Genomic DNA, 18,313 nt, shown 5'->3' on the forward strand with positions numbered 1-18,313 from the left:
AACCCGAAAGGTCGCCATTCATGGCGACCTTTTTTATATCTGCTGTTAAATCTGCGCCTGATCCCGCAACCAATCGCGAAACAACGTAATCTCCGCATCGTGCTGACGCGAAGTCTTGGTCATCATCAACGTGGCGCGATCGACGCGCACAAAGCCCAGCGGCGCGATCAAAGTGCCATCACTCAACTCCTGACGCACCAGCAAGCGTGGCGCCATAATCACGCCCAATCCGTTTCTCGCCGCCTGAATGGCTAACGTCAAATTATCGAAATGCTTGCCGATCCAGTAATTGCCGCGTACGCCGCTGGTTTTCGCCCATTCGGCCCACGCATGCAGCCGCGTATCGGCGTGCAGCAGCGGCAGCGAGGCGAGATCCTGCTCGCTCTGAAAACGGGCCGCAAACTGCGGGGCGCACAGCGGGCCGATGTAATCATCGCTGATCAAAGTGGTATCAATATCGTCATCCGGCGACTGCTCGGCGCTGAGAATCAGCACATCGGTGTGTTCGCTGCGCAGCTGGTCGATCTCCACCAGCGACTGAAACTGCACTTCGATATCGGGATAGCGCTGATAAAAGCTGGCAATACGCGGAATCAGCCATTGCGAGAGAAAGCTGGGCGCGCAGGAGACGTTAAGGTGATGGCGCATGCCGGTACGGATGCTTTCGCAGGTAGTGGAGAGTTCGCTAAAGGCTTTCTGACAGCTCACCAGCAAACGTTCACCGTGTGAGGTTAATTTGACGCGTCCATTGGTGCGCACAAACAGCGGCTTCCCCATCCAGCTCTCCAGCTGTCGAACCTGATGGCTAATGGCGCTATGGGTGACATGCAGACGTTCGGCCGCCAAGCTAAAACTGCTATACAGTGCCGCCTGGTGGAAATAGTGCAGTGCACGTAACGATGGAAGCGCGGTCATACTCGTCCCCTGTGTAAAAACCTAACAGGGATTGTCAGTTTATATCATTTTAATGTCCAGCCGCATTGGCCTAACCTTTCCCCCAGATTCTGGCGGGTTGACGGCTCCGGCTCTCTGTGTTTCACGCCGACTATCACCGCAGGCTTCACCTCCCACACACAGCACAATAATAAGAGACCTATCACGCGATGGCTCCACAACTTGCTATTGCCAGGACGGCGGCGGCGCGCGATAAGCTTCGCGGCTTGCTTTCCCGCCATTACCGGCTTGAAAATTACGATCTCTTCTTCGCTCCGTCTTTGCATATCTCACGGGTGCTGCTTTCCCAGCTGTTTCTCCGTCAGGAACAGTCGCGCAATCAAACGCGCTATGCCTCGCACCATCCGGTCAGCGAACTCAGCATACTGCCCACCTTGCCGATGACGGCGGGCAACATTGCATTGGTGGATCATGTCGATATGCAGCAAGGTCGGGTGCGGGCGCTAAGCGAATGCCAAAGCCACGGCGTTACCGATGCGTCGGAGTCATTTGCCACGCAGCTACATAAGCGGTTGGTGAGCGATGCGCGCCTGTTTGTTGCTCGCCTCGATCGCCACGCGGCGTTATGCGGCGATCTGGTGTTGATCGCGTTGCGCACCGCCGATTTCAGCACGTTGGTGCGCAGTGAACTGCGGCTGTTTGAGCAAGGATTGGCGCTCCGTGACGCACCCGAACAGGCACTGACGATGATCGGGGACAGCGAATGGCGTCCGTTCAATATTGCGATGGTGGAAAATATCGCACTCGACTCGCCCTTTATCCTGCACTCCATTCAGCAACCGGGTTTACCCTTCGCGCTTTTTCCGCTGCCGAACGGCCTGAATGCCAGTGAATTGCCGCAGGATATTCAGGTGCTGCCGCAACAGGCGCGTTTACGCTTGCGCGCCGACGTGCGTGGCGGCGTCAACAAACAGCAGAACGTCACGCTAACACTGAAAAAACGGCTCAAAGACGCGCTCATGCTTAGCCGTAATTCCTAAAAACAGGCACTCTGCTGGTATTTGCTGACAAAGCAGGTCAAAGTAGACCTTTCGTGACGAGCGCGCCCGTTTCCTTGTGGTGCGCGGGCCATAATGGTATGTTCTTCGCCTTCTCAGATTGAACAATGCGATTCGCAAGGGGAATTACGCAATGCGTATTATTCTGCTCGGAGCTCCGGGCGCAGGTAAAGGCACTCAGGCTCAATTCATCATGGAGAAATACGGTATTCCGCAAATCTCCACCGGTGACATGTTACGTGCGGCAGTCAAAGCAGGTACGGAACTGGGCCAACAGGCAAAAGCGATCATGGATGCCGGTAAACTGGTGACTGACGAGCTGGTGATTGCGCTGGTAAAAGAGCGTATCACTCAGGAAGACTGTAAAAACGGTTTTCTGCTCGATGGCTTCCCACGCACTATCCCGCAGGCTGACGCCATGAAAGAAGCGGGCATCAAGGTTGACTACGTGCTGGAGTTCGCTGTACCGGACGAGCTGATTGTGGATCGTATTGTTGGTCGTCGCGTTCATACGCCATCGGGCCGCGTGTATCACGTCACTTACAATCCACCGAAAGTGGAAGGTAAAGATGACCTGACCGGCGAAGAGCTGACCACACGTAAAGATGACCAGGAAGAGACCGTGCGTAAGCGTCTGGTGGAATACCATCAGCTGACCGCGCCGCTGATTGCCTACTATGGCAAAGAAGCGCAAGACGGCAACACCGAATATCACAAAATCGACGGCACGCGTCCTGTCGCTGAAGTGAGCACGCAATTGGCCACGATTCTCGGTTAATGCGTTGATGGGGCCGGTTGTCCGGCCCTTTTGCAGCAATTGCTTTCCCCTCCCTCGATTTCCGCTACAATTTCCCCCTGATTTTGCATTCGACCCATTCGTTTCGACATCAAGGAAATACCATGAGGCAAGAAAAGCCCGGGGTTTTGCTGGTTAACTTAGGCACACCAGACGCACCCACAACACCTGCGGTTAAACGCTATCTGAAACAATTCCTCGGCGATCCACGAGTGGTTGATACACCGCGCTTATTGTGGTGGCCGATTCTCAATTTCATCATCGTGCCTTTCCGCTCGCCACGCGTATCGAAACTTTATGCTTCCGTGTGGATGGATGAAGGTTCACCGCTGATGGTCTTCAGCAAGCGTCAGCGTGACGCATTGGCGCAGCGCCTCGATATGCCGGTTGAACTCGGTATGAGCTACGGCCAGCCAAGCCTCGACAGCGCGTTAAAACGCTTGCTGGATCAGGGCGTGACCAAACTCATCGTGCTGCCGCTCTATCCGCAGTTCTCCTGCTCGACGGTAGCCGCAGTCTGGGACGGCTTAGCCACCAGCTTCAAACCGTTGCGTTCGCTGCCGGAAGTGGCGTTTATCCGCGATTATGCGGAGCATCCGGCTTACATCGCCGCGCTGAAAGCCTCGGTTGAGCGCTCGTTTGCACTGCATGGCGAACCGGATCTGCTGGTGCTGTCGTATCACGGCATTCCACAGCGTTTCGCCAATGAAGGCGATGATTATCCGCTGCGCTGCAAAGACACCACCGATGCGCTGGCCGCGGCATTGGGTATTGCGCCGCACAAGATCATGATGACCTTCCAGTCGCGCTTTGGTCGCGAGCCGTGGCTGACGCCGTATACCGACGAAACCATGAAGAGTTTGCCGGCCAAAGGCATCAAGCACGTGCAGGTGATGAGTCCGGGCTTTGCGGCGGATTGCCTCGAAACGCTCGAGGAGATCAGCGGTGAAAACTGCGAGATTTTCCTGCATGCCGGCGGCGAAAAGTTCGAGTACATTCCAGCGCTCAACGACGATGCTGAGCACATTGAAATGATGGTGCAGCTGGTCAACGCGCGCCGTTAAGGGTGTGGCAGAGAGTGTGATATCATTCTCTGCCTGATTTTCCCTGACGGCACTCTCGATGAAATTTCCCGGCAAACGCAAATCCAAACACTATTTTCCCGTCAACGCGCGCGATCCGCTGCTGCAAGCCACGCAGCAAGAGCAGGAAGAGGGCAGTTGGGTGGTGGGTATCGACCAGACGCTGGTGGATATTGAAGCCAAAGTTGATGACGACTTTCTGCAGCGTTACGGCTTAAGCGCCGGTCACTCGCTGGTGATCGATGATGCTACCGCCGAAGCGCTCTACAACGAGCTGATGCGCGAAGCGCTTATCAGCCATCAATTTGCCGGTGGCACCATCGGAAATACCCTGCATAACTACTCGGTGCTGGCGGATGATCGCTCGGTGCTGCTCGGCGTGATGTGCAATAACATCCAGATCGGCGGCTACGCCTATCGCTACCTGTGCAACACCTCCAGCCGTATGGATCTGAACTTCCTGCAGGGCGTTGATGGCGCGATTGGCCGCTGCTTCACGCTGATTGGCGAGCAGGGCGAACGTACCTTCGCCATCAGCCCTGGCTTAATGAACCAGCTGCAGGCCAACAGCATTCCGGAAGAGGTGATTGCGGGCGCCTCGGCGCTGGTGCTGACTTCCTATCTGGTGCGCTGCCAGCCGGGCGAACCGATGCCGGAAGCCACCTTGCGCGCCATCGAATACGCCAAAAAACACAATGTGCCGGTGGTATTGACGCTCGGCACCAAATACGTGATTCAGGATAACCCGCAGTTCTGGCGCGATTTCCTGCGCGACCACGTCTCGATTGTGGCGATGAACGAAGAGGAAGCCTATGCGCTGACCGGTGAACAGGATCCGCTGCTGGCGTCAAATATGGCGCTGGATTGGGTGGATTTGGTGCTGTGTACCGCCGGGCCAACCGGTTTGTACATGGCCGGTTTCACCGAAGAAGAGTACAAACGCAAAACCAATCATCCGCTGCTGCCGGGCGCGCTGGCTGAGTTCAACCAATATGAATTTAGCCGCGCGATGCGCCACAAGGATTGCGATCAGCCGCTGCGCATCTTCTCGCATATCGCGCCTTATATGGGCGGACCAGAGAAGATCATGAACACCAACGGCGCGGGCGATGGTGCGCTGGCGGCGCTGCTGCACGACATCACCGCCAACAACTTCCACCGCCAAAAAGTACCTAACTCCAGCAAACACGGCCGCGCCTACCTGACCTATTCGTCACTGGCACAGGTGTGTAAATACGCGAACCGGGTAAGTTATCAGGTGCTGAACCAGCATTCCCCGCGTCTGACGCGCGGCCTGCCGGAGCGGGAAGACAGCTTAGAAGAGTCTTACTGGGACCGATAAAACGGAAGGTCGCCATTCATGGCGACCTTCTCAATGACCGCACTCACTTAAATCGGGCACTCACGCACAATCGGGTTCTGCGCAATCTCCTCTTCCAGCACATGCAACATGCTGTTGGCAATCTCACGCTCGCCCATCACCACGCGATTTGCGCCGCGCTCCATAATGTAGGTCACTTCGTCGTCATAATGCGCACGCGCAATAATCTCAATATCCGGGCGCTTCTCGCGCGCCGCCGTCACTACTTCACCGGCTTCGTAACCATTTGGAATAGTCAGCAGCAGCCAGCGGGCGCAGTCGAGGCGCGCTAATTCCATGGTATCAACGCGTGCTGCATTGCCCAGCACGGCTTTGATTCCCTGCTCGCGTAGTGCTTCAACGCGCGGGCGCGAGTTCTCCACCACCACCAGCGGTACATCCGCTTCCATCAGCTTTTGCCCCAGCAGGCTGCCGACGCGACCATAACCAACCAGCACCGCGTGATTGCAGATATCCACCGGAATCTGTTTCTCTTCTTCGATCGCTTCTTCCAGCGTCTGCTCTTCGATGGTCTCGGTTTTGTCGAGGTAGCGTTCCAGCATGCTAAACAGAATCGGATTAAGCATGATGGAGAGAATCGCCGCCGCCAGCACCAGATTGCGGCCTTCCTCGCTCAGCATGCCAAGCGAGATGCCGAGACCGGCCAGAATAAAGGCGAATTCACCAATCTGCGCCAGGCTCACCGAAATGGTCATCGCGGTACGACGTGAATGGCCAAGCAGCGTTACCAGTAGCCAGGCGGCGATGGATTTACCCAGTACGATAATCGCCAGCGCGCCCAATACAGCCAGCGGCTGCTCAATCAGGATCATCGGGTCAAACAGCATGCCGACGGATACAAAGAACAGTACCGCGAACGCATCGCGCAGCGGCAAGGTATCGTGCGCCGCGCGGTGGCTGAGTTCGGATTCGTTCAGCACCATGCCAGCAAAGAAAGCGCCGAGGGCGAAGGAGACATCAAAGAATTCAACGGCGCCAAAGGCGATACCGAGCGCCAGCGCTAACACCGCAAGGGTAAACAGCTCACGCGAACCGGTTGCGGCACTTTTTGCCAGAATCCACGGTACCACGCGACGGCCTACCACCATCATCAGCACCATAAAGGCGACGACTTTACCGATGGTCAGCAGCAGATCCCACAACAGCAGCGTTGGGCTGGCGTTGCCTTGTTCCAGCATGCCCGCAATCGCTGGCAGCAGCACCAGCGTTAGCACCATCACCAAATCTTCCACAATCAACCAGCCAATGGCGATTTGCCCGCGCTGGCTATCAATCAGCTGACGCTCTTCCAGCGCGCGCAGCAGCACCACAGTACTGGCGGTGGAAAGACACAGACCAAATACCAGACCGGTCATCCACGACCAGCCCATCGTCCAGGAAAGTCCCATTCCCAGCAGCGTGGCCACGGCGATTTGCGCGATGGCGCCAGGAATGGCGATGGACTTTACCGACATCAAATCCTTCAGCGAGAAGTGCAAACCGACACCAAACATCAGCAGAATAACGCCGAGTTCAGCCAGTTCTGGAGCAAGGTTGGTATCCGCGACAAAGCCTGGCGTGAAAGGGCCGGCCAATACGCCAGCTAATAGATAACCAACCAGCGGTGAGATGCGCAGGCGGTTTGCCAGCATACCAAGGAGAAATGCGAGGACCAGCCCCCCGACAATGGTAGTGATCAACGGTGTGGTGTGATGCATGCCTGTCTCCTTGTGTGCAAATGTATCCGCTTGTAACAACCTAGTGTAATGCACAATCACTGACCGCGTTTAAACATTTGAGCGGTAAAAACGCACTAAATTGAAAAAATGAGACTAAAACGCAGCTGAAGCTCCATTTTCGTCAGTTATCTCACTATATCGGCTGGAAATACGCAGAATGAAGAGTGGCGCGGAAAAATAGTTGCGACGGGAAACTGGCTTCGCAGCAGGTGTTGTTGCGGTTAAAGCGGTCCTAAGTCGATAAAGTCGCCGCCAGGCGTAGAATTGGGTTATCCAATGAAGCGCCTGACGGTTATGCAGCTTGTTTGATTGATGCTTTGCCAGTTTCATCTTGAGTTAGCCAGCCATCTGTGCGAAACAGAAGGGCGATAACGCACATTAAGTCCACCGCAAAGTGGAAAAACGCAGAATAAGGAGATCGGCTTTGTTTTTATCACCGCGAAAGGGGCGCTGGCTGGCGCTGACAGTGTTACTGCTGCCGATGCTGGCGCAGGCGTGGCAAACGGATCGCAGTTATCGTTTTAGTATTCTGCATACCAACGATCATCACGGTCGCTACTGGACCAACGCGCAGGGCGAATATGGCCTCGCCGCGCAGAAAACCCTGATGGATCAACAGCGCTACGATGTGCAGGCCAAAGGCGGCGGCGCGCTGATCCTGTCGGCAGGCGATGTGAACACCGGTGTACCCGAGTCAGACATGCTGGATGCTGAACCCGATATTCGCGGCATGAACCTGGTGGGTTATGACGCCATGGCGCTGGGCAATCACGAATTCGACAAACCACTTAGCGTGCTGCAAAAGCAGCAGAAGTGGGCCAAATTCCCTTTCCTTTCGGCCAACATCTATCAAAAAGGCACCGACACACGCTTATTTAAGCCGTGGGCGACCTTTAACCGCATGGGGCTGAAGATTGCGGTGATCGGCCTGACCACCACCGACACGCTACGTATCGCCAATCCAGAAAATATTGCGACCATTGATATTCGCGATCCGGTGAAAGAGACCGAGAAAGCGGTGGCGGAATTACGCGCCAGCGAAAAGCCTGACGTGATCATCGCGCTGACGCACATGGGCCATTACGACGATGGCAAGCACGGCAGCAATGCGCCGGGTGACGTGGAGCTGGCGCGCAGCCTGCCGCCGGGCACCATCAACGTGATCATTGGTGGCCATTCACAGGATGCGGTGTGCATGGAGAAAGAGAACGTCAGCGTAAAAGATTATCAGCCGGGCCAGCCTTGCCAGCCGGATCGTCAAAACGGTGTGTGGATCATGCAGGCGAAAGAGTGGGGCAAATTTGTTGGACGCGGCGACTTCACCTTCCGCAATGGCGAGCTGACGCTGGAGAATTACCAGCTAATCCCGGTTAACCTCAAGCACAAAGTGAAGAATCTTGATGGCAGCGAATCCTGGCTCACCTGGCAGGAAGAGATCCCGCCGAACAGCGCGATGATGAAGCTGTTAACGCCTTTCCAGCTGCGTGCCGGCAAGCAGCTGGACGTCAAAGTCGGCAGCAGCGATGGCGTGTTTGTTGGCGAGCGCGACAAAGTACGCTTCGAGCAGACCAATCTTGGGCAGCTGATTTTGCGCGCGCAAATGGCGGCGACCAAAGCGGACTTTGCGGTGATGAGCGGCGGCGGCATTCGTACGTCGCTGGCGCAGGGCAATCTCAGCTGGCGCGATTTGCTGCAGGTGCAGCCGTTCGGCAATCAGGTGGTCTCTGTTACGCTGAGCGGCAATGAGCTGCTGAGTTATCTGGCGACGGTAGCCAATATCAAAGTGGATTCCGGCGGCTTCGCGCAGTTCAGCAACATCAGTCTGGTGGCGGATGGCAAGGGCGTCAGCGACGTGAAGATTAATGGCGAACCGCTGCAAAAGGATAAAACCTACCGCATGGCGACCAACAGCTTTAACGCCAGCGGCGGCGACGGCTATCCGAATATTGAAACCCATGCTGGCTTCAGCAACAGCGGGCAGCGCGATGCGGATGTGCTGCGTGACTATGTCAGCCAGCATTCACCGTTAAAGGTGAGTGATTATCAACCGAGTAGGATTGTGCACCTGACGGCGGCGCAAATTGAAGAGCGCAACAAAGCGCAGGAGAAGCAACGCAAGCCAAGCTATCCACAAATGATTCTGGCATGGATCTGGCCGCGCGCTGCACAGCAACATTGAACTCTGCGCACGTAGGGTCGCCATTCATGGCGACCTCTTTCGAAATGAGCGCCTCAAGCCTGACAGGATTTCTGCGTCACCCAACGGTGGCGCAACTTATCCCACATCCAGTTGTAAACCATGGTGTAGGGCAGGAAGAACAGGAAGAACGCCACTTCCAGCACAAAGGCTTCCAGCAACGAAATATTCAGCATCCAGGCGGCAATCGGCAAGCCAATCAGGATAAACCCGCCTTCAAAGCCCAGCGCATGCATCGCGCGCAAACCGAATCCGCGTTTAACCTGCGGCGGCCAGATGCGATCAAAACCGCTGTTATAGATCATGTTCCACAGCATGGCGACGGTCGACAGCATAATCGCCAGCGCGCCCATCTGAAACAGCGGTTTCTCCATGATCCAGGCAGCCAGCGGTGCAACAGTGATAAGTGCCAACCCCTCAAAGCCTGCGGCATGACAAAAACGTTCTTTCAGCGAACGGGTACGCATATAAACCTCCTTATTGGTGACAACACGCATTTTCGCACTGTGTGATGCTAAGATAAAATGATCACCTATCGATAAAAGCGATGGTTCACCATGAAGTATTCCCCGGAATCCCTTGAGGCATTTGTGCAAACCGTGGCCAGCGGATCCTTTTCAGCGGCAGCGCGTGCGTTGGGCAAAAGCCAGTCCACCATCAGTAGCGCGATCGCGAATCTGGAAGATGATCTCGGTTTCACGCTGTTTGATCGCAGCGGCCGTCAGCCGGTACTGACTGAGCAAGGTCAACGTGCGCTGGCGCAGGTGCAGCAGATTTTGGCGGCGAGCCAGCGGCTGGATGAGCTGGCAGTGCGCTTGTCGCAGGGTGTTGAGCCGCGTCTCAGCATGGCGATTTCCGATTTTTGGCAGGCCGATCACCATGAAAATCTCCTTAACCGGTTTGAGGCTCGTTATCCAGATATCGAGTTCGAGTGCATGATCGCCGAGGATGCGGATGCATTAGATTTGATACAAGCCGGACGCGTGCATCTTGGTGTGGTGCGTGCGCAGCCGCAACTGCCGCCGGATTTGGCAGTGGCGCGCTTGCAGGTTGGCGCGCAGATGGCGATCTATCTGCATCAGAATCATGCTTTTTCCCAGCTGGATCAGGTCAGTGAAGGGCAGTTGGGCGAGCTACGGCATCTGCGGCTTAATACCTGGGTACAAAACCACGATCCGCTGCCAGCGGGACGCGTGTGGGCCGCTCCGTCTTACTTACTTTTACTTGAGATGGCGGAGCAGGGTTTTGGCTGGAGTATATTGCCGCGCTGGCTGGTGGAGCAGTTTGGGCATCAGGTGCTAAAGGAGTTGCCGGTGCCGGGCTGGCCGCAGCGTATTGCGGTTGATGTGGTGTGGTCGCGACGTAATCCGCCGGGACCGGCCGGGCGCTGGATGATCGATCAACTTTGCGCTCAGCAGCCCGATTAATCGCGCCGCGCGATGTCGGCCAGCGGCGCGTCCAGCAGGCGAGACAAATCGTGTGCGGCCAACTCCAGATCCAAGCCGCGTTTGCCGCCGGAGATAAAGATGGTGGCAAATTCGGCCGCTTGCTGATCGATCACCGTTGGCAGACGTTTTTTCTGTCCTAACGGGCTGATGCCGCCCACCAGATAACCGGTCACGCGCTGTGCCAGCTGCGGATCGGCCATATCCGCTTTCTTCGCGCCCAGCGCTTTGGCGACCTTTTTGAGATCCAGCTGGGTTGAGACTGGCGTCACCGCAACCGCCAGCGCTTTGGCATCGCCGTTGAGCGACACCAGCAAGGTTTTGAACACCTGACGTGCATCGAGATTCAGCTTACGTACTGCTTCGTCACCAAAATTGGTTTCATGGCTATCGTGGTCGTACGGATGCAGGGTAAAGGTGACTTTTTGTTTTTCCAGAAGTTTTACCGCAGGCGTCATGATCGGTCCTTGTTAGGAAAATTCTTATTTCCGTTTTAATGGAAAAACAGTGGCGAAATTCTGAACTTTGCGCGAGAATTGGCCCGCGCCAGCAAGAGATTGTTGGTGATAACCAAAATCATAAACAAATTCCTCTTTGACGGGCCAATATAATTATTGGCCTTCTTTTTTTGTATTTTGAGCACATCTGGAATGTAGGTCGCCATTAATGGCGACCCTACGGATGTTTGGTGCGTTTTTGTAGGGCCGCCATTTATGGCGACCAATACGTTAACCCCTAAGCAAATCCGGCAAATTATCATCGCCATACAGGTGCAGCGCACCCACCGCCACCACATAACGTCCTTTCGGTAACGCCAGCAGCAACTCGCGCCAGTGCTGATTTCGGTTGCGCATCAATGTGTCGTTCAATTCACTGCTAAAAGTGGTGGGCAACGCCACGGGTTGCTGGGTGGGCGGCGCATCCAGCCACCAGCTGATCATGGTTTGCAGCAGACGTGCGTTGGTATGCCAGTGCTCCAGCGTATCCAGCAACAGCGGCAAACCATCCTGCGGCAGCGATTTCAGCAGGGCGATCTGCGTTTCCGGACCTTCCAGCTCGATAACGCGTTTGTTGGCTGCTTTGGCCGCCTGCAACAGCTGATAATCGATACCAAACTGCGGACGCAATCCCAGCCGCTGCGCCTGTTGCGCCTGCAACATCAGCGCGATCTGCCAGAACGGCAGCGTATCGAACAGGCTCAATGACAGCGAAAGTTCATCGCATAAGGCCTGCAGACGCTGTAGCACCTCGTCGTCGAGCCGCATGGCCAGCGGCGGATGTTCATCATCATTGCTGAACGGCGATCCGCCTTGTGTGATATCGGCTTCGACAATCAGCGCATCGGCTTTATGCAGCTGGCGCAACAGCCCGGCAGGCAGCGGCTGCATATCGCGCGTGCCCATGTGAATGCTGCCCGCCAGATGCAAACGACGATCGCCCAGCTGAATATCCATCGCCGGCCAGCTGTAGCTGGCCGGGAAAAGGGTCGCGATCCGTTGTTGGATGCTGTGCCACAGACCGTGTCTCATTCCCTGTCCTTTTTAAGGCAAAAAACCATGCTAGCGATTTCATCCGATGAAAAACAGGGCTGTAATGGCTATTGCCGTTGCGCGGGCTTGAAGCGCAACAAACGGTTAGCGTTGCTCACCACGGTAATTGATGACAGCGCCATCGCCGCGCCCGCGACAATCGGGCTCAGCAGCATGCCGGTAAATGGATAGAGCACGCCCGCCGCAATTGGAATCCCCAGGCTGTTATAAATAAAGGCACCCAACAGGTTTTGCCGCATATTGCGCAGTGTGGCGCTGGAGATCGACAGCGCATCGGCGACGCAGTGCAGATCGTTTCGCATCAACGTCATGGCGGCGGTTTCTACTGCCACATCGCTGCCGCCGCCCATGGCAATGCCGACATCGGCTTGTGCCAGCGCGGGCGCATCATTGATGCCATCGCCGACCATCACCACTTTGCGACCTTGCTGCTGCAATTTCGTAATCGCCTGCGCTTTGCCATCCGGCAACACGCCGGCAATCACTTCATCAATACCGGCTTCGGCGGCAATCGCCTGCGCGGTTTTCTGGTGATCGCCGGTCAGCATAATCAGGAGATAACCTTGCTGATGCAGACGCTGCAGCGCCGCTTTGCTCTCCGGACGCAAGCTGTCACGCAGCGCGATCAATCCCAGTAGCTGCTGATTATCGGCCAGCAGCACCGGCGTTGCGCCTTGTGCCGCGAAGCGTTCGATGTCGGCCTGCGCGGCGCGATAATCAATCTGCTGCTCATCCAGCAGCGCCTGATTTCCCAGCAGTAGCGTTCTGTCGGCCACTGTAGCGCTGATGCCTTTGCCGCGTATTGTACGAAATTGCTTAACCGCTTCGGCGTTCACCGCGGGCGCAGCATCGAGAATGGCTTTAGCCAGCGGATGGCTGGAGCCTTGCTCCATCTGCGCCGCCGCGCTCAGCACCTGTTCTCGATTCCAGTCACCATACAGCACTACATCGCTAACCTGCGGCGTGCCGCGCGTCAGGGTGCCGGTTTTATCAAACACAATGGTATCGACTTCGCTGGCCCGCTGAAGCGCATCGGCGTCACGCACCAGCACGCCCAGCTCTGCGGCGCGTCCGACGCCCGCAATCACCGACATCGGCGTGGCTAAACCCAAAGCGCAAGGGCAGGCGATGATCAGTACCGTCGTGACAATCACCAGCATGTAAGCCAGCTGCGGCTGCGGACCCGCCAGATACCAAATCAAACCACTTAGCAGCGCGATCGCCACCACCACCGGTACAAACACCGCGGAGATACGGTCGGCCAGCCGGCCAATATCCGGTTTGCTGCTTTGCGCCTGACGCACCAAATTGATGATGCGCGCCAGCGTGGTGTGGCTGCCGGTGGCGCGCGCCACAAAGTGCAGCGTGCCGTCTTGCACCAGCGTACCGGCAAAAATTTTATCGCCCGGTTGTTTGGCCTGCGGTACCGCTTCACCGGTCAGCATCGCTTCATCCAGCCAGGCTTCGCCGCTGGCAACGTTACCGTCCACCGGTACGCGATCGCCGGTGACCAGTTTCAGCGTCATGCCGGACTCAACCTCGCTAAGTGGCAGCAGCGTTTCACCCTGATCGCTGATGACCCGCGCCTGCGCCGGGGTTAAATCCAGCAGACGTTCCAGCGCCTTCGAGGCGCGCTGGCGTGCGCGCTGCTCCAGCGCGTGGCCAAGATTGATCAGGCCAACGATCATCACGCTGGCTTCGAAATAGAGATGACGCGCCTGATGCGGGAAGAATTCGGGCCACAGGGCGACGCTCATCGAGTAGAGCCACGCCGCGCCGGTTCCCAGCGACACCAGCGTGTCCATGGTGGCGGTGCCGTGACGCAAACTGCGCCATGCGCTGCGGTAGAAATGCCCACCGGCAATCACCATCACCAGCAAGGTGATGACGCCGAGCGTGCGCCACAGCGTTTGGTTATCTGCGCTCAGCATCATGTTGTCGCCGAGCATGCCCCAAATCATCATCGGCACGCCGAGCAGCAACGCCAGCGCCGATTGCCAGCTAAAGCGGCGCATGGCGTGCTGCGCGCTGACCTGCTGGCGCTCGCGCCGGGTTTGTTCATCATCGATCACTTCGGCGGAATAACCGGCTTGATCGACAGCGTTCACCAACGCTTCAGCGCTTGCATCGCCCAATATTAGCGCGCTGCGTTCACCGAGATTGACGCGTGCCTGGCTGACGCCCGGCACCTTTTGCAGCGCCTGTTCCACGCGACTCACACAGCTGGCGCAGCTCATGCCGCCAATCAGTAAGTGATGCACCGCTTCAGTGGAGGGTGCCGGTTGCGACTCCGTTGTCAGCGCCTCCGGCGGCGGCTCTGTAGCTGTCAACGGATCAGGCTTTGGGCTGGTTGCGTCGTCTTTCAGTACGGCGTGATAACCGGCTTGTTCAACCGTGGCGATCAAATCGCTGGCGCTCGCTGCGCCGGTGACGCGCGCTTCTTGCTGCGTGACGTCGGCTTGTTCAACATCGCTGCGCTGCTCCAGCGCTTCTTTTACGCGTTTAACACAGTGGCCGCAGGACAAGCCGTCCAGCGCCAGCAATTGGGTGTGTGACATAGTGAACTCCTCAGGTAATGATTTTGACTGCATGCAAAATTTGCATTAGAACTAAAGCCTAAACCTTCCCCTGAATGGAAGGTCAAGGGGGAAAAATGAACATCAGCGATGTGGCAAAAAAAACCGGACTCACCAGCAAAGCGATTCGCTTCTACGAAGAGAAGGGCGTAGTGACGCCGCCCTCGCGCAGTGACAATGGTTATCGTCATTACGCAGCGCACCATATTGATGAGCTGAATCTGCTGCGTCAGGCGCGTCAGGTGGGATTTACGCTGGAAGAGTGCCGTGAACTGGTGACGCTGTTCAACGATCCCGCGCGCCACAGCGCCGATGTGAAAGCGCGCACCTTGCAGAAAGCCGACGAGATTGCTGCGCACATCGAAGAGTTACATGCGATGCGCGCGCGCTTACTGGAGCTGGCGGAGGCTTGCCCGGGCGATGACAGCGCCGAGTGCCCAATCATCAATCACCTTGCCGCTTGCTGCCATCACGCCGATGGAAAGCGCGGCTGAATCATCAGCGTAATGCCGACCACGCCGGTGACAATCACTGGCGTACCTGCCGGCAGATCGCTATCCGCCTGCACGCGCCAGCTGCTGTCGCCGATGCGCACGTGACCAAGGCCATTTTTCAGCGCGTTATCCAGCGTCAGCTGCATGCCCATTAACTGATTGCCGCGTTGGTTAAGCGTGTTGGCGACCTGCGACGATTCGCGATAGCGCATCCAGCGATGCCAGAAAAACGCGCTGAGCAGCGTCATCACCGCAAACACAATGCCCTGGCTGGTCCATGAAATGGGAAACAACCATTCGATCAGCGCCACCGCGACGGCGGCCAAGCCACTCCACAGCAGATAACCGCTGGTGCCGAGCATTTCGGCGGCCAGCAGCAGGCCGCCCAACGTCAGCCAGAACCAGTGTGGATGCGCAATCAACTCCATCAGGATCATGGTCGGCGCTCCGTTCGGCTCTCCTTCAGTAACTCACTGATACCGGCAATTGAACCGAGCAGGCTGCTCGCATCCAGCGGCATCATCACCACTTTGCTGTTGTTGGCTTCGCCAATTTTTTGCAGCGCGTCGGTGTATTTCTGCGCCACGAAGTAGTTCACCGCCTGAATATCGCCGGCGGCTATAGCCTCAGAAACCATGCGCGTCGCCGTGGCTTCCGCTTCCGCCTGACGCTCACGGGCTTCGGCTTGCAGGAAGGCGGAGGTGCGTTCACCTTCGGCTTTGAGGATCTGCGACTGCTTTTCACCTTCGGCGCGCAAAATCGCCGCCTGACGTACGCCTTCGGCGGCAAGGATATCGGCGCGTTTGGTACGTTCCGCCTTCATCTGCGCGTTCATCGCGGCGATCAATTCCTGCGGCGGGCGCACGTCACGAATTTCGATACGGGTAATTTTCACGCCCCACGGATTGGTGGCTTCATCGACGATATGCAGCAGACGCGTGTTGATGTTGTCGCGCTGCGACAGCATCTCATCCAGCTCCATGCTGCCGAGCACGGTGCGGATGTTGGTCATGGTCAGATTGAGGATCGAGAGTTCAAGATTGCTGACTTCATAGGCGGCGCGCGCCGGATCGACAACCTGGATAAAGCACACTGCATCAATAGTGACGTTGGCGTTGTCTTTAGAGATGATTTCCTGGGAAGGGATGTCGAGTACCTGCTCCATCATATTGATTTTGCGACCAATACGATCCATGAACGGTACAAGCAGATTGAGGCCGGGCTCCAGCGTTTTGGTATAACGGCCAAAGCGTTCTACCGTCCACTGATAGCCTTGTGGAACAATTTTTACACCGGCCCACACGGTAACGAGTGCGAGCACAATGATGACGGGAATGACCGTTAACATATAACCTCCTGGCTGTCAGATTGTCGGGCCGAGTCGTTCGGCCCGTTTAACGCGCGGTACCGATCAGTACAGCAGCGAGTAAAGCTGGCGGCGATAGCGCGTGGCGAGGGTGTCGCCGGTGCCGAGTGCGGCCAAAATCTCCTGGAACATTTTACGCACCTGGCCGTCACCGACGCTGAGATCGCTTTTCAGGAAGCTGAACAACAACTCCAGCGCTTCCTCATTGCGGCCAACCTGATGCAGCTGTAACGACAGTTTAGCAGCCAGCTCGGCATTGGTTGGATCGCTGGCTAACTGCTCCTGCAACAGCTGAATTTCTGGTGTATCGGCGGCCTGTTTTAACAGGTCGATTTGTGAAACCAGGCTCTGATAGCGCGTGTCCTGATCCTGCAACGGCACCGCATCCAGCACGGTTTCTGCTTCGTCGCTGCGGTTCAGGGTGATCAGCACTTCCGCCAGCAGGAAACCAATTTCGCTGTTTTTGTTGCTCAGCTGCCAGGCATCTTTCAGCAGCGGCAGCGCTTCCAGCGGCTTGCCTTCGTGCATCAGCTGCATCGCCTGCTGCGCTTTAACTTCTTCTTCACGCGGCAACACTTTTTGCAGCAGGGCGCGAATCGCCTCTTCCGGCTGTGGTCCCTGGAAGCCGTCCACCGGCTGACCGTTCTGGAACAGGTAAACGGTTGGAATGGAGCGCAGGCCAAACTGCGATGCCACCATCTGCTCTTTATCGCAATCCAGCTTCGCCAAAATAAATTGACCCGCATACTCCTGCGCCAGGCGATCCAGCACCGGCGTCAGTTCCAGACAGTGCTGACTGCGTTCGGACCAGAAATAAAACAGCACCGGCAGCTGCATCGACTGTTCTAAGGTCTGCTGCAGGTTGGATTCGTTGATGTCGATAATCAAAGCGTGTGACATGAATACGTCTCTTGTCAGAAAGTGTGTTGAGGATATGGGGGCAAGCTGCCCCGGTTCAAGTTTGATTCTGCGTTGCAGCTTAGTTGCTGCGCAAAATGCGATCCAGTATCCAACCTGGCAGCAGGCGTTTCAGCAGACTCATCGCCCAGGCCACCAGTGTCACCGGATAGCGCAGACGCGGATGTTTGCTCTCTAACGCGTGGCGCAGCTTCGGCAAAATCGCTTCCGGCGGCAGAGTAAAACGCGCGGCGATGCCCGGATTGCGCACCGGTTTATCCTGCTGGCCCTGATGCACGTTATCGGTGAAACGGGTGCTGATCGGGCCCGGCTCAATCAGGCTGACGCGCACGCCTGAGTCGCGCACTTCGAGACGCAGCGCATCGCTCCAGGCTTCCAGCGCCCACTTGCTGGCGGCATAAGCGCCGCGTCCTGGCGTGGAGATCAGTCCCAGCACCGAGCTGGTATTGACGATGCGTCCGTTGCCGCTGGCTTGCAGCGCAGGCAGCAGGCGCATGGTCAGTTGATGAGTGCCAAACAGGTTGGTGGAAAATTGCTTCTCTAACTGCTGACGCGTAACGCTGCTGAGCGGCCCATATTGACCAAAACCGCCGTTGTTAAACAGCGCGTGCAGGCGATGATCGGTGATTTCCAGCACGCGATCGGCGGCGGCATCGACGCTGGCGGCATCATCCAAATCCAGCTGCACGCCAATAAATCCCAGCGCTTCCATACGTGCCACATCGTCGGCGCGGCGACAGGCGGCCAGCACGCGATAGCCGCGCGATAAAAGGTCGTTCGCGGCGACCAATCCAATGCCGCTCGAGCAGCCGGTGATGAGAATTGTTCTTTGCATTTT

General features: G+C 56.7%; 17 protein-coding genes. 7 read left to right on the top strand and 10 right to left on the bottom strand.

Annotated features, from left to right (window positions below; all coding sequences use genetic code 11):
* Window positions 1-45: 45 nt before the first annotated feature.
* On the bottom strand, window positions 46-915 hold the full coding sequence (locus tag NQH49_RS05130) for a LysR substrate-binding domain-containing protein (RefSeq protein WP_256695826.1): 870 nt from the start codon (window positions 913-915) through the stop codon (window positions 46-48).
* 188 nt (window positions 916-1,103) lie between these two features.
* Here NQH49_RS05130 and NQH49_RS05135 point away from each other — a divergent pair, with 188 nt between their 5' ends.
* The 4 genes from NQH49_RS05135 to NQH49_RS05150 all read left to right on the top strand — a co-directional run bounded on the left by NQH49_RS05135 (window position 1,104) and on the right by NQH49_RS05150 (window position 5,172).
* Window positions 1,104-1,934 (top strand): DUF6024 family protein, encoded by an 831-nt coding sequence (locus NQH49_RS05135; RefSeq protein ID WP_256695827.1) that lies wholly within the window; start codon window positions 1,104-1,106, stop codon window positions 1,932-1,934.
* A gap of 151 nt (window positions 1,935-2,085) precedes the next feature.
* Window positions 2,086-2,730 carry an adenylate kinase gene (adk, locus tag NQH49_RS05140; RefSeq protein WP_061717437.1) on the top strand — a complete coding sequence of 215 codons (645 nt, stop codon included), beginning with the start codon at window positions 2,086-2,088 and terminating at the stop codon, window positions 2,728-2,730.
* Window positions 2,731-2,852: 122 nt separating this feature from the next.
* Complete coding sequence (gene hemH / locus NQH49_RS05145) at window positions 2,853-3,812, top strand: ferrochelatase (RefSeq protein ID WP_154153565.1); 960 nt, start codon at window positions 2,853-2,855, stop codon at window positions 3,810-3,812.
* A gap of 58 nt (window positions 3,813-3,870) precedes the next feature.
* Window positions 3,871-5,172 carry an inosine/guanosine kinase gene (locus tag NQH49_RS05150; protein WP_256695828.1) on the top strand — a complete coding sequence of 434 codons (1,302 nt, stop codon included), beginning with the start codon at window positions 3,871-3,873 and terminating at the stop codon, window positions 5,170-5,172.
* A gap of 47 nt (window positions 5,173-5,219) precedes the next feature.
* On the opposite strand, the gene ybaL is transcribed toward NQH49_RS05150, so the two are convergent.
* The gene (gene ybaL, locus NQH49_RS05155; protein WP_256695829.1) at window positions 5,220-6,908 is read right to left on the bottom strand and encodes a YbaL family putative K(+) efflux transporter; all 1,689 of its coding nucleotides are present in this window, start codon (window positions 6,906-6,908) and stop codon (window positions 5,220-5,222) included.
* A gap of 445 nt (window positions 6,909-7,353) precedes the next feature.
* Between ybaL and ushA the strand changes: the two genes are divergently transcribed.
* Window positions 7,354-9,108: a bifunctional UDP-sugar hydrolase/5'-nucleotidase UshA gene (gene ushA / locus NQH49_RS05160; RefSeq protein WP_305961166.1), complete on the top strand. Its 1,755-nt coding sequence runs from the start codon at window positions 7,354-7,356 to the stop codon at window positions 9,106-9,108.
* Window positions 9,109-9,161: 53 nt separating this feature from the next.
* Here the strand turns inward: ushA and NQH49_RS05165 are convergent, their stop codons facing one another.
* Window positions 9,162-9,593: a multidrug/biocide efflux PACE transporter gene (locus NQH49_RS05165; protein WP_008103853.1), complete on the bottom strand. Its 432-nt coding sequence runs from the start codon at window positions 9,591-9,593 to the stop codon at window positions 9,162-9,164.
* Window positions 9,594-9,683: 90 nt separating this feature from the next.
* Between NQH49_RS05165 and NQH49_RS05170 the strand changes: the two genes are divergently transcribed.
* Window positions 9,684-10,553: a LysR family transcriptional regulator gene (locus tag NQH49_RS05170; protein ID WP_256695830.1), complete on the top strand. Its 870-nt coding sequence runs from the start codon at window positions 9,684-9,686 to the stop codon at window positions 10,551-10,553.
* Here the strand turns inward: NQH49_RS05170 and ybaK are convergent.
* From ybaK to copA, 3 genes are all read right to left on the bottom strand, one after another.
* Complete coding sequence (gene ybaK / locus NQH49_RS05175; protein WP_256695831.1) at window positions 10,550-11,029, bottom strand: Cys-tRNA(Pro)/Cys-tRNA(Cys) deacylase YbaK; 480 nt, start codon at window positions 11,027-11,029, stop codon at window positions 10,550-10,552. The two genes, NQH49_RS05170 and ybaK, sit on opposite strands and share 4 nt — an antisense overlap.
* Before the next feature lie 270 nt (window positions 11,030-11,299).
* Window positions 11,300-12,100 (bottom strand): TraB/GumN family protein, encoded by an 801-nt coding sequence (locus tag NQH49_RS05180; RefSeq protein WP_256695832.1) that lies wholly within the window; start codon window positions 12,098-12,100, stop codon window positions 11,300-11,302.
* A 68-nt stretch (window positions 12,101-12,168) separates the two neighbouring features.
* Entirely contained in the window at window positions 12,169-14,679 is a 2,511-nt protein-coding gene (copA, locus tag NQH49_RS05185) for a copper-exporting P-type ATPase CopA (protein WP_256695833.1), read from the bottom strand.
* A gap of 95 nt (window positions 14,680-14,774) precedes the next feature.
* Here copA and cueR point away from each other — a divergent pair, with 95 nt between their 5' ends.
* Window positions 14,775-15,191, top strand: coding sequence for a Cu(I)-responsive transcriptional regulator (gene cueR / locus NQH49_RS05190; protein WP_256695834.1), 417 nt, complete (start codon window positions 14,775-14,777; stop codon window positions 15,189-15,191).
* Here the strand turns inward: cueR and NQH49_RS05195 are convergent.
* The 4 genes from NQH49_RS05195 to NQH49_RS05210 all read right to left on the bottom strand — a co-directional run bounded on the left by NQH49_RS05195 (window position 15,167) and on the right by NQH49_RS05210 (window position 18,310).
* The gene (locus NQH49_RS05195; protein ID WP_008103840.1) at window positions 15,167-15,628 is read right to left on the bottom strand and encodes an NfeD family protein; all 462 of its coding nucleotides are present in this window, start codon (window positions 15,626-15,628) and stop codon (window positions 15,167-15,169) included. The genes cueR and NQH49_RS05195 overlap by 25 nt on opposite strands.
* The gene (locus tag NQH49_RS05200) at window positions 15,625-16,539 is read right to left on the bottom strand and encodes an SPFH domain-containing protein (RefSeq protein WP_256695835.1); all 915 of its coding nucleotides are present in this window, start codon (window positions 16,537-16,539) and stop codon (window positions 15,625-15,627) included. Before NQH49_RS05200 ends, NQH49_RS05195 begins: the two co-directional genes overlap by 4 nt.
* A gap of 63 nt (window positions 16,540-16,602) precedes the next feature.
* The gene (locus tag NQH49_RS05205; protein WP_008103837.1) at window positions 16,603-17,457 is read right to left on the bottom strand and encodes a co-chaperone YbbN; all 855 of its coding nucleotides are present in this window, start codon (window positions 17,455-17,457) and stop codon (window positions 16,603-16,605) included.
* A 79-nt stretch (window positions 17,458-17,536) separates the two neighbouring features.
* Window positions 17,537-18,310, bottom strand: a complete 774-nt coding sequence (locus NQH49_RS05210) for an SDR family oxidoreductase (RefSeq protein WP_256695836.1) — start codon at window positions 18,308-18,310, stop codon at window positions 17,537-17,539.
* Between the last annotated feature and the right edge of the window lie 3 nt (window positions 18,311-18,313).

Source organism: Pantoea trifolii, from assembly GCF_024506435.1.
GTDB classification, from domain to species: domain Bacteria; phylum Pseudomonadota; class Gammaproteobacteria; order Enterobacterales; family Enterobacteriaceae; genus Pantoea; species Pantoea trifolii.

Excerpts from the sequence above, each read along its gene's own strand:
- NQH49_RS05130 (WP_256695826.1), bottom strand. The coding sequence starts at position 915 with ATGACCGCGCTTCCATCGTTACGTGCACTGCACTATTTCCACCAGGCG.
- NQH49_RS05135 (WP_256695827.1), top strand. The coding sequence starts at position 1,104 with ATGGCTCCACAACTTGCTATTGCCAGGACGGCGGCGGCGCGCGATAAG.
- adk (WP_061717437.1), top strand. The coding sequence starts at position 2,086 with ATGCGTATTATTCTGCTCGGAGCTCCGGGCGCAGGTAAAGGCACTCAG.
- hemH (WP_154153565.1), top strand. The coding sequence starts at position 2,853 with ATGAGGCAAGAAAAGCCCGGGGTTTTGCTGGTTAACTTAGGCACACCA.
- NQH49_RS05150 (WP_256695828.1), top strand. The coding sequence starts at position 3,871 with ATGAAATTTCCCGGCAAACGCAAATCCAAACACTATTTTCCCGTCAAC.
- ybaL (WP_256695829.1), bottom strand. The coding sequence starts at position 6,908 with ATGCATCACACCACACCGTTGATCACTACCATTGTCGGGGGGCTGGTC.
- NQH49_RS05165 (WP_008103853.1), bottom strand. The coding sequence starts at position 9,593 with ATGCGTACCCGTTCGCTGAAAGAACGTTTTTGTCATGCCGCAGGCTTT.
- NQH49_RS05170 (WP_256695830.1), top strand. The coding sequence starts at position 9,684 with ATGAAGTATTCCCCGGAATCCCTTGAGGCATTTGTGCAAACCGTGGCC.
- ybaK (WP_256695831.1), bottom strand. The coding sequence starts at position 11,029 with ATGACGCCTGCGGTAAAACTTCTGGAAAAACAAAAAGTCACCTTTACC.
- NQH49_RS05180 (WP_256695832.1), bottom strand. The coding sequence starts at position 12,100 with ATGAGACACGGTCTGTGGCACAGCATCCAACAACGGATCGCGACCCTT.
- copA (WP_256695833.1), bottom strand. The coding sequence starts at position 14,679 with ATGTCACACACCCAATTGCTGGCGCTGGACGGCTTGTCCTGCGGCCAC.
- cueR (WP_256695834.1), top strand. The coding sequence starts at position 14,775 with ATGAACATCAGCGATGTGGCAAAAAAAACCGGACTCACCAGCAAAGCG.
- NQH49_RS05195 (WP_008103840.1), bottom strand. The coding sequence starts at position 15,628 with ATGATCCTGATGGAGTTGATTGCGCATCCACACTGGTTCTGGCTGACG.
- NQH49_RS05200 (WP_256695835.1), bottom strand. The coding sequence starts at position 16,539 with ATGTTAACGGTCATTCCCGTCATCATTGTGCTCGCACTCGTTACCGTG.
- NQH49_RS05205 (WP_008103837.1), bottom strand. The coding sequence starts at position 17,457 with ATGTCACACGCTTTGATTATCGACATCAACGAATCCAACCTGCAGCAG.
- NQH49_RS05210 (WP_256695836.1), bottom strand. The coding sequence starts at position 18,310 with ATGCAAAGAACAATTCTCATCACCGGCTGCTCGAGCGGCATTGGATTG.